Consider the following 9,993-nt stretch of genomic DNA (forward strand, 5'->3'; position numbering starts at 1 on the left):
GGGACGTGTCGGATGACCGTCCCGTTTTTCTTTTGACGCGCTCTGTCGTGGTCAGTCGGCGGCCGCATCCCCGGCGTCGGTTTCGTCCTGCTGCCCGGCGGGCGATCCGCGCAGCGACTCCAGGAAGCGCACCACCGTGGCCGCCTCGCGCGTGCGCGTGAACGGCGGCAGGCTCTGCCAGATCTGGCGCCCGTAGGGCTTCTCGACCAGGCGTGTGTCGAAGATCGCCAGCACGCCGCGGTCCGATTCGGAACGGATCAGACGCCCCGCCCCCTGCTTGAGCGTGATCACCGCATGCGGCAGCTGGTGCACGGCAAACGGGCTCAGGCCCTTCTTCTGCAGCACTTCCATGCGCGCGGCCAGCACCGGATCGTCGGGCGGCGCGAACGGCAGCTTGTCGATGATCACCAGCGACAGCGCCTCGCCGCGCACGTCCACGCCCTCCCAGAAGCTCTGGCTGCCGACCAGCACCGCATTGCCAAGCTCGCGGAAGCGGTCCAGCAGCTCGGTGCGGCTGGCCTGGCCCTGCACCAGCAGCGGCAGGTTCAGGCCGCGTTCGGCAAAGGCATCGTAGAGCAGGTCCGAGGCCCGCTGCACCGCGCGCAGCGTGGTGCACAGCAAGAAGGTGCGCCCGCCGGCGGCCTCGATCAGCGGCAGCGCGGCCTGCACCACTGCATCGGTGAACTGCGGCGACTGCGGCGCAGGCATGTCGCGCGGCACGTACAGCAGGCCCTGCTTCGCGTAGTCGAACGGGCTGGGCAACGTCAGCGAACGGTCCTTGTCGAGCCCCAGCTGCGCGGCGTAGTGGGTGAAATTGCCCTTCACCGACAGCGTCGCCGAGGTGAAGACCCACGCGCGCGGCTGGCCGCCGCGCTGCCGCGTGAAGATCGGCGCGATCGACAGCGGCGTGCGGTGCAGCTGCACGGTGTGCGAGAACACCTCGACCCAGCGCACGGTTTCCGGGCCGGCGGATGGCGCCGCCCCGCCCTGCTCCTGCCCCTGCTCCTCGCCGTCGGCTGGCTGCGGTGCCGGCGCGGCCGGGGCATCGGTGCGCCAGGCGGCCAGCTTGTTGGCCAGCTCGAGCGCGCGGCGGTGGCATTGCTGCAGCGATTCGGCGCGCTCGGCCTGGCTTTCGAGCATCTCGACGAAGTCGGACAGCGCCGCGTCGAGCGCATCGAGGGTCTCGTTGAAGGGTTCGGCGATGCGGCGGTCGGCCTCGATCTGGCCCAGCGCCAGGCGCGCGTTGTCCTTGCTGAAGGCCAGGCGCAGGTCGCGCGCGGCGCGTTCCAGCGGCGCGCCCAGCGCCACCCAGTCGACCGCATCGCGCGCATGCGACAGGCCCTCGGCCACGGTATCGCGCGCGATCTCCAGCAGCTGGCTGGTCGACAGGGTCTCGCCGAAGAACAGCGTCGCGGTCTCGGGCAGCTGGTGCGCTTCGTCGAAGATCACGGTGTTGGCCGCCGGCAGCAGCTCGGCCATGCCGGTGTCGCGCAGCACCACATCGGCAAAGAACAGGTGGTGGTTGACCACCACCACGTCGGCCTGCTGCGCTTCCTTGCGCGCGCGCATCACGAAGCAGTCCTTGTAATACGGGCATTCCGAACCGAGGCAGTTGTCGCGCGTGGAGGTCACCATCTGCCACACCGGCGCGTTCTCGGGCACCGACGCCAGTTCCGCCTTGTCGCCGGTGGCGGTTTCCTTGATAAAGCGCCCGATCTCGCGCAGCCACGCCGCATCCTGGCGCGAGGCCAGGCGCCCGCCGGCCTGCGCGCGCTCGAGGTGGTAGTGGCAGACGTAGTTGGCCCGGCCCTTGAGCAGCGCCACCGAGACCGGCACGTTGAGCGCGTGGCGCACGGTGGGGATGTCGCGCAGGAACAGCTGGTCCTGCAGGTTCTTGGTGCCGGTGGACAGGATTACCTTGCCACCCCACAGCATCGCGGGCACCAGGTAGGCGTAGGTCTTGCCGGTGCCGGTGCCGGCCTCGACGATCACGGAATCGTTCTGCGCGATCGCACCGGCGACGGCCTCGGCCATCTTGTGCTGCGACGCACGCGGGCGGTAGCCGGGAATGGCCCGGGCCAGCGTGCCGGTATCGGCGAAGATGGTGGCAAGCTCGGCGCCGCGGCTGGCGGCGGCATCGGCCTGCGCGGCATGGGCGGGCGCCGCGGCGTCGCTGGGGTTGCTGTCCAGGGACAACTGGCTGGAATCGGGAAGATCGGACAAGGTGGGGAATGTTGTATGGGCTGCGGGCAAAGCGGCAACTATCGCCGGCAATCGCCGCGCCCGGGGCGCGACGGCGCTCAGGCCGGCACGTCGGGTTCGAGCTGGAGCTGCAGCAGCGTGATGGCGTCCTTCAGTTTGAGACGGCGCTTCTTCAGCCGGCGCAGCTGCAATTCGTCGTGGACCACATCGCCGGCCAGCCGGTCGATCAGGAAGTCGAGATCGCGGTGCTCGATCTGCAGCTCCATGATGCGCCGTTCCAGGGTATTGAGGTTGCTGTCCATCTATGCCTCCGCTGCCATCACCGTGCCGGGGCTCAGAAGCCGAACGGACGCGGCGCCGACGCCGGGCCCTGTTGCTGCTCCCTGGCCTTGGCGCGCCGCTCTTCCAGCGCCTTCTGGCGCTGTTCGAGGTCGCGCTGCTTGGCTTCGTATGCCTTCACGTTCTCCTGGCGCTGGCGGGCCTGTTCCGCGCCCTGCTGCTGCGCCTCGCGCATGCGGGCATCGAAGTCGGACTGCTTCTGCTGGTAGGCCTGCGCGTTGGCGGCACGCTGCGGGGCCTCGGCCTGGCGCTTTGCGTCGCGCAGCTGCTGTTCCTGCTGCTTCTGCTCGAACGCCTCGCGGCTGGACTGTTCGCTGGCGGCGCGCTGCGGCTGGCTGGCCTCGAACTCGGCGCGGCGCAGGGCCTGTTCGCGGTCGCGCTCGGCGGCGCGGTGGGCGCGCTCGGCCTCGCCGACTTCCAGTTCGCGCTTGCGCAGCACCTGCAGCTCCTCGCGCTGGATTTCCTTGGCGTTGTCAATGCAGCGGGTGACGAAGAACTTGCTGTAGCACTCGCGCTCGGCGGCGGCGAAGCGGTAGTTGGTCCACGCGCGCGAATCGCCGATGGCCTTGCGCTCGGCGGCAAAGTCGCGCGCGGCGGCAGGTGCCGGCGCCGCTGCGGGCGCCGAAGCCTGCGCCTGTGCCGCGCGCAGCGGCATCAGCGCGGCGCAGGCCGCCACGGCTACGGCAGCCAGGGCGCCGCGGCGGAACAAGGTGGATTCGGGCACGTTGGCGATGGTTGGCATGGCCGGAGGGGTGGCCTGGTCGGCGGCCGGGCGGGACTTGACGATCATCTCCGGATTCTAGCATCCGGGCCGGTCGGCGGCCTGTCCGCTGGCCCGTGCCCACGTGCGCGCGACGCCTCCCGCAAGCGCCACCTTGCCGGCCCCGCCGGAGGCCCGCGCGCTTGTGGCAAAATGCCCCGCTTTCGACTGACTGCGTCTCACGCTGCGCTCCACGATGTCCAACCTGCCCGCATCCGTCTCGCAAAAGATCGTCGCGCTCATCGCGGCCGAACTGTCCGTGCAGCCCCGCCAGGTGGCCGCGGCCGTAGCGCTGCTCGATGAAGGCGCGACCGTCCCCTTCATCGCCCGCTACCGCAAGGAAGTGACCGGCAACCTCGACGATACGCAGCTGCGCAACCTGGAAGAGCGCCTGCTGTACCTGCGCGACATGGAAGACCGCCGCGCCGCGATCCTGGCGTCGATCGACGAGCAAGGCAAGCTCACGCCCGAGCTGCAGGCCGCGATCGAAGCCGCGCAGACCAAGCAGGCGCTGGAAGACCTTTACCTGCCCTACAAGCCCAAGCGCCGCACCCGCGCCCAGATCGCGCGCGAATGCGGGCTGGAGCCGCTGGCGCTGGCGCTGCTGGCCGATCCCACGCTCGACCCGCAGGCCGAAGCGGCGAAGTACGTCAACGGCAACCCCACCGCCGACGGCGGCGTGCCCGACGTCAAGGCGGCGCTGGACGGCGCGCGCGACATCCTGTCGGAACAGTTCGGTGAAACCGCCGAACTGCTGGGCAAGCTGCGCGAGCACTTGTGGAACCACGGCGTGGTAGCCTCGTCGGTGATGGAAGGCAAGGAAACCGCGGAAGAAGAGAAATTCCGCGACTACTACAACTACAGCGAGACCCTGCGCACGGTGCCGTCGCATCGCGCGCTGGCGCTGTTCCGCGGCCGCAATGCCGGCGTGCTGATGGTCAAGCTGGGCCTGGGCGAAGAGCAGGACGCGCTGGTGCCGCACCCGTGCGAAGGCATGATTGCGCGCCATGTCGGCATCCAGCAGCTGGGCCGCCCCGCCGACAAGTGGCTGGGCGACGTGTGCCGCTGGTGCTGGCGCGTCAAGGTGCAGCCGCACCTGGAGACCGAGCTGCTGACGCAGCTGCGCGAAACCGCCGAGAGCGAGGCCATCAAGGTATTCGGCCGCAACCTGCATGAGCTGCTGCTGGCTGCTCCCGCCGGTCCCAAGTCGGTGATGGGCATCGATCCGGGCATCCGCACCGGCTGCAAGGTGGCCGTGGTGGACAGCACCGGCAAGCTGCTGGAGACCGCCACCATCTATCCGCACGAGCCGCGCCGCGACTGGAACGGCTCGCTCGCCGCGCTGGCGCGCCTGGCAAAACAGCACAACGTGGCGCTGGTCTCGATCGGCAACGGCACCGCCAGCCGCGAGACCGACAAGCTGGTGCAGGACCTGATGAAGCAGATGCCCGAACTCAAGCTGACCAAGATCGTGGTCAGCGAAGCCGGCGCGTCGGTCTACTCGGCGTCGGAGCTGGCCGCCAAGGAATTCCCGGACCTGGATGTGTCGCTGCGCGGGGCGGTGTCGATCGCGCGCCGGCTGCAGGATCCGCTCGCCGAGCTGGTCAAGATCGATCCGAAGTCGATCGGCGTGGGCCAGTACCAGCACGACGTCAACCAGCGCGAGCTGGCGCGCGCGCTCGACGCGGTGGTCGAGGACTGCGTCAACGCCGTGGGCGTCGACGTCAACACCGCCTCGGCGCCGCTGCTGGCGCGCGTGTCGGGCCTGAATTCGGTGCTGGCGCGCAACATCGTCGAGTTCCGCGACGCCAATGGCGCCTTCGCCAACCGCAATGCGTTGAAGCAGGTGCCGCGCCTGGGCGACAAGACCTTCGAGCAGGCCGCGGGCTTCCTGCGCATCAACGACGGCGACAATCCGCTCGACCGCTCATCGGTGCACCCGGAAGCGTACCCGGTGGTGCAGCGCATCCTGGACCACGTCAAGAAGGGCCTGCGCGACGTGATGGGCAACCGCGAGGCGCTGCGCGGCCTGGCGCCGGAAAAGTTCACCGACGATGCGTTCGGCCTGCCCACCGTGCGCGACATCCTGTCCGAGCTGGAAAAGCCCGGCCGCGACCCCCGTCCCGAGTTCAAGACCGCGACCTTCCAGGATGGCGTGGAGGACGTCAAGGACCTGCAGCCCGGCATGGTGCTCGAAGGCGTGGTCACCAACGTGGCCGCGTTCGGCGCGTTTGTCGATATCGGCGTGCACCAGGACGGCCTGGTCCATATCTCGGCGCTTTCGAACAAGTTCGTCAAGGACGCGCACGAAGTGGTCAAGGCCGGGCAGATCGTCAAGGTCAAGGTGATGGAGGTCGACGTCAAGCGCAATCGCATCGGCCTGTCGATGCGGCTCGACGACGAGCCCGGCCAGGCTGCGGCGCGCGCGGGCGGCGGCGACCGCAACGACCGTGGCGGCCAGCGCAATGGCGGCGGCAAGGGCTTCGGCGGCGGGCGCCGCGAGCCGGAGCCTGCCGGCGCCATGGCCGCCGCGTTCGCCAAGCTCAAGCGCTGAGCGCGCCTGCCCGCGGTACAACGCCCCGCACGGCTTGCCGTGCGGGGCGTTTTCGATTCAGGCGCCGCGGGCAATGCGCACGGACAGGCCCCTGTCGGTACCCTCGCCACTGCCAGCCCGGTTGGCAAAGGCCAGCTCCAGCCCATGCAGCCGCGCCACGCGTCGCGCGATGGAAATGCCCAGGCCGTGGCCCTGCTCGTGCTGCCCGGCGCCGCCGCGGAAAAAGCGGTCACCGAGGCGCGCCAGCAACGCCGGCGCGACGCCGGGCCCCTGGTCGCGCACGGTGATGCTGTCGGGCCGGAAATCGACCAGCACCAGCGCGCCCGGCGGGCTGTAGCGGATCGCATTGTCGAGCAGGTTGCGCAGCAGCAGCGACAGCAGCGCGGGATCGCCCGCCACTGGCAACGCCGCCTGGCCCGGCGGCGGCCAGGCGAGCTCCACGTCGACCTGCTTCTGCTGCGCCAGCACCAGGCAGTCGGACAGCGCCTGCTGTGCCACCGGCATCCAGTTGACCGGCTGGCGCGACGGCAGCCCGGTGGCATCCTCGAGCCGGCTCATAGTCAGCAGCTGCGACACCAGCCGGCCGATGCGGTCGATGCCGGCGGCGACATTGGTCCGCGCCAGCGCGCGTTCGTCGCGGTCGGGCGAGCGCTCGGCGATCTCCCACTGCGCCTTGAGCGCGGCCAGCGGCGTGCGCATTTCGTGCGCGGCATCGGCGGTCAGGCGCCGCTCATGCTCGATCGAATCGGAAACGCGCGCCAGCAGCCGGTTCATCGCGTGCACCAGCGGCACTAGTTCGCCGGGCACGGCAGCGAGGCTGAGCGGACGGCGATCGTCCGCGGCGCGCGCCTCGATATCCGCGGACAGCGTGCGCACCGGCGCCATCGCGCGGCGCATGAAGCCGATCAGCAGGCCGATCAGCAGCGGCAGGCCCACCGCCCATGGCAGCACCTGCGCGGCAATGTAGGACAGGATCAGCTCATTGCGTTCTCCCAGTTGCTGGCCCACGCAAACGCGCCAGCCGGTATCGGGATCGTCGAGGTAATAGAGCCGCCAGCGCTGCTGATCGAGCGTGACGTCGGTAAAGCCCTTGACGCCTTCGGCGCGCGGCAGCTTGTCGCCGTCGGGATCGATATGCAGCGGCTTGCCGTCGGGCAGCCATGCCGCGATGGCGAGGTCGCCCAGACCGGCATCGCCCAGGTCGCCTTCGTCAAGCCGCGGCACGCGCGCGCGCGACATGCCGGCGGTGATGTCGACCAGCGGCACCACCGACTGCATCTGCAGCGCCATGCGCACCATGTCGGTGTCATAGAGCTCGTTGATCTCGTGGCGGGCGCGCACATAGGTCATGCCCAGCGTCAACAGCCATACCACCGGCGCGGCCACCAGCACCGCCAGCACCAGCCTGCGCTGCAGCGTCATGCGCAGTCCTCGGCCGCGCCCAGCGTGTAGCCGGCGCCGCGGAAGGTGCGCACGATCTTCGGATGGATCTTGCGGCGCAAGTGGTGGATGTGGACTTCCAGCGCGTTGCTCTCGGTGCCGCCCTGCCAATCGTAGAGCTTGTCGCGCAGCACCTCGCGCGTCAGCAGACGGTTGGGATGCGCCAGCAGTAGTTCCAGCAGCATGGCTTCGCGGCTGGTCAGCTCGACCGGCTTGCCCTGCCAGTACGCCTGGCGCGCGGCCGGGTGGAAGGCCAGCGCGCCGTGCTGCCACACCGGCGCCGACATGCCCGCCGCGCGGCGCGTGACCGCGCGCAGCCGCGCCGCCAGCTCGTCGAGCGCGACCGGCTTGACCAGGTAGTCGTCGGCACCGGCATCGAGCCCGCCGATGCGGCTGTCGACGGCATCGCGCGCGGTCAGCACGATCACCGGGATGCGGCTGCCGCGCGCGCGCCAGCGCGCCAGCAGCATCATGCCGTCCTCGCCCGGCAGGCCCAGGTCCAGCACCACGGCATCGTAGTGGGCCAGGCCGAGCGCATGGTCGGCCTCGGTGCCGTTGCGGAACCAGTCGACCGCGTAGTCGAGCAGCTGCAGGCCGCGCCGCAGGCCGTCGCCCAGCATCGGGTCGTCTTCAACAATCAGGAGTTTCATGCTCTGGAGTGGCCCGGAGGTATCACGGCCCGGTACGCGCGCCGCTTAATGTGCCATTAAGGTTCGCGGATTATGCTCCGCTCACCTTTCAATTGCCTGCCCCGTACAACGCGGCGCGCCTCGCCGGCGTGGACATGGCGTCTGCGCCCGCACCGGCCCGGCCGCCCCCGGCCACGTCTCGCGAGCCGCGCCACCCTGCTCCGCCCATGCTGTCCCGCTTCCGCATGCCGCACCGTCACGACCGCTTTGCCGCCGCGCCCGGGCTGCTCCCCCGGGCCGCCATGCCCGGGCATGCCGCGCGCGCCGCCGCGATGCCGATGCTGGTGCCGATGCTGGTGGTGCTGGCCTTCGCGCTGCTGTGGTTCGGCACGCTCGGCATGCGCCACCTGATCGGCCCCGACGAAGGCCGCTATGCCGAGATCGCGCGCGAGATGCTCAGCAGCGGCGACTGGGTCACGATCCGCTACGACGGCCTGAAGTACTTTGAAAAACCGCCGTTCCACATGTGGATGACGGCGGTGTCGTATGCGCTGTTCGGCATCGGCGACTGGCAGGCGCGGCTGTGCGTGGCGCTGGCGGGCGCCGCGGGGCTGGGGGTATCGATGCTGGCGGCCGCACGCTGGTTCGGCGCGCGCGCCGGGCTGATGGCCGGACTGGTGCTGGCCAGTGCGCCGATGTGGAATATCGCGGCGCATTTCAATACGCTCGACATGACGCTGTCCGGTGCCATGGCGTGGGTGCTGGCCAGCCTGCTGCTGGCGCAGCATCCGTCGGCGACGCCAGCCGCGCGCCGCGGCTGGATGCTGGCGTGCTGGGCGGCCATGGGCGTGGCGGTGCTGACCAAGGGGCTGGTCGGCGTGGCGCTGCCGGGGCTGGTGCTGGTGCTCTACACCGCCGTGACGCGCGACCTGGCCCTGTGGCGGCGCCTGCATGCGCCGGCCGGGATCGCGCTGATGCTGCTGGTGGCGGTGCCGTGGTACTGGCTGGTGGCACGGCGCAACCCCGAATTCCTGCGCTTCTTCATTATCCATGAGCACTGGCAGCGCTATACCTCGACCGTGCACGCGCGCACCGGCGCGCCGTGGTACTTCGTGCCGCTGCTGGCCGGCGGCTTCCTGCCATGGCTGGGCCTGCTGCCGGGCATGGTGCGCGCGGTTACGCAGCGCGCCGGCGTGGCGCACACAGCCGGCAATCACCTGCCGTTCCAGCCCGCGCTGCTGGCGGCCCTGTGGGCGCTGGCCATCTTCGTATTCTTCAGCCTGTCGGGTTCGAAGCTGCCGGGCTACATCGTGCCGGTGTTCCCAGCGCTCGGCATCCTGGGCGGCGCGGCGCTGGCGCACGCGGACGAGCGTGCCTGGCGCCGGCAAGTGCGCGCCATGCTGGTGCTGGGCGCGATCGGCCTGCTGGCGAGCCCGGTGGTGGCCACCCTCGATGCCAACAACACGCCCAATGCGCTGTACCGCCACTACGCGATCTGGGCGGCGCTGGCTTGCGCGCTGGTAATGGCTAGTGCCGCCGCGGCCTCGTGGCTGCTTCGGCGCCACGGCCGCATGGCGAGTGTCGCGGGCTATGCGTTCGGCATGCTGCTGGCGTTTTCGGTCGCGCTGCTCGGCCACGAAGCCATCGGCCGGTCCGCCTCCGGCATCGACCTGGTCGCGCCGATCGGGCGCGTGCTGGGGCCCGGCATGCCGCTGTACGGTGTCGGCATGCTCGACCACACGCTGCCGTTCTACCTGCGCCATCCGCTGACCATGGTGGCGCAGGCCGACGAGCTGGACTTCGGCGCCGCGCAGGAGCCGCACAAGTGGGTGCCGACCGTCGATGCCTTCGTCGACGCCTGGCAGCATGGCCCGCGCGCCGTCGCGCTGCTGTCGCCCGCAACATTTGCCGAACTTGGCGCGCGCGTGCCGATGCATGTCATTGCGCGCGACTGGCGCCGCGTTGCGGTGGCCAACTTTGCCCTGGCCGGCGAGCGCCAGACGCGCCGGCTGGTTTCCGATTTCCCTGCCACTCCTTAACGCATGCAAGTCAAGAAAGTACTGATTCTG

The 9,993-nt window shown here is 70.2% G+C and carries 7 protein-coding genes; 2 read left to right on the plus strand and 5 right to left on the minus strand.

The window, feature by feature from the left end; genetic code table 11:
- Nucleotides 1-51 precede the first annotated feature (51 nt).
- From yoaA to MKD50_RS25620, 3 genes are all read right to left on the minus strand, one after another.
- Nucleotides 52-2,223: a DNA repair helicase YoaA gene (gene yoaA, locus MKD50_RS25610; RefSeq protein WP_252669242.1), complete on the minus strand. Its 2,172-nt coding sequence runs from the start codon at nucleotides 2,221-2,223 to the stop codon at nucleotides 52-54.
- A gap of 77 nt (nucleotides 2,224-2,300) precedes the next feature.
- Nucleotides 2,301-2,504: a DUF465 domain-containing protein gene (locus tag MKD50_RS25615; RefSeq protein WP_018004489.1), complete on the minus strand. Its 204-nt coding sequence runs from the start codon at nucleotides 2,502-2,504 to the stop codon at nucleotides 2,301-2,303.
- Nucleotides 2,505-2,536: 32 nt separating this feature from the next.
- Nucleotides 2,537-3,331 carry a hypothetical protein gene (locus MKD50_RS25620; RefSeq protein WP_240074318.1) on the minus strand — a complete coding sequence of 265 codons (795 nt, stop codon included), beginning with the start codon at nucleotides 3,329-3,331 and terminating at the stop codon, nucleotides 2,537-2,539.
- Between the two features lie 166 nt (nucleotides 3,332-3,497).
- Between MKD50_RS25620 and MKD50_RS25625 the strand changes: the two genes are divergently transcribed.
- On the plus strand, nucleotides 3,498-5,855 hold the full coding sequence (locus tag MKD50_RS25625; RefSeq protein WP_240074317.1) for a Tex family protein: 2,358 nt from the start codon (nucleotides 3,498-3,500) through the stop codon (nucleotides 5,853-5,855).
- A gap of 57 nt (nucleotides 5,856-5,912) precedes the next feature.
- On the opposite strand, the gene MKD50_RS25630 is transcribed toward MKD50_RS25625, so the two are convergent.
- Nucleotides 5,913-7,277 carry an ATP-binding protein gene (locus tag MKD50_RS25630; RefSeq protein ID WP_240074315.1) on the minus strand — a complete coding sequence of 455 codons (1,365 nt, stop codon included), beginning with the start codon at nucleotides 7,275-7,277 and terminating at the stop codon, nucleotides 5,913-5,915.
- Nucleotides 7,274-7,945 (minus strand): response regulator, encoded by a 672-nt coding sequence (locus tag MKD50_RS25635; protein ID WP_252669244.1) that lies wholly within the window; start codon nucleotides 7,943-7,945, stop codon nucleotides 7,274-7,276. Before MKD50_RS25635 ends, MKD50_RS25630 begins: the two co-directional genes overlap by 4 nt.
- Nucleotides 7,946-8,169: 224 nt before the next feature.
- Here MKD50_RS25635 and MKD50_RS25640 point away from each other — a divergent pair, with 224 nt between their 5' ends.
- Complete coding sequence (locus tag MKD50_RS25640; RefSeq protein ID WP_371925395.1) at nucleotides 8,170-9,963, plus strand: glycosyltransferase family 39 protein; 1,794 nt, start codon at nucleotides 8,170-8,172, stop codon at nucleotides 9,961-9,963.
- Nucleotides 9,964-9,993 lie beyond the last annotated feature (30 nt).

Source organism: Cupriavidus mimosae, from assembly GCF_023952485.1.
Taxonomy (GTDB): Bacteria; Pseudomonadota; Gammaproteobacteria; order Burkholderiales; family Burkholderiaceae; genus Cupriavidus; species Cupriavidus taiwanensis_C.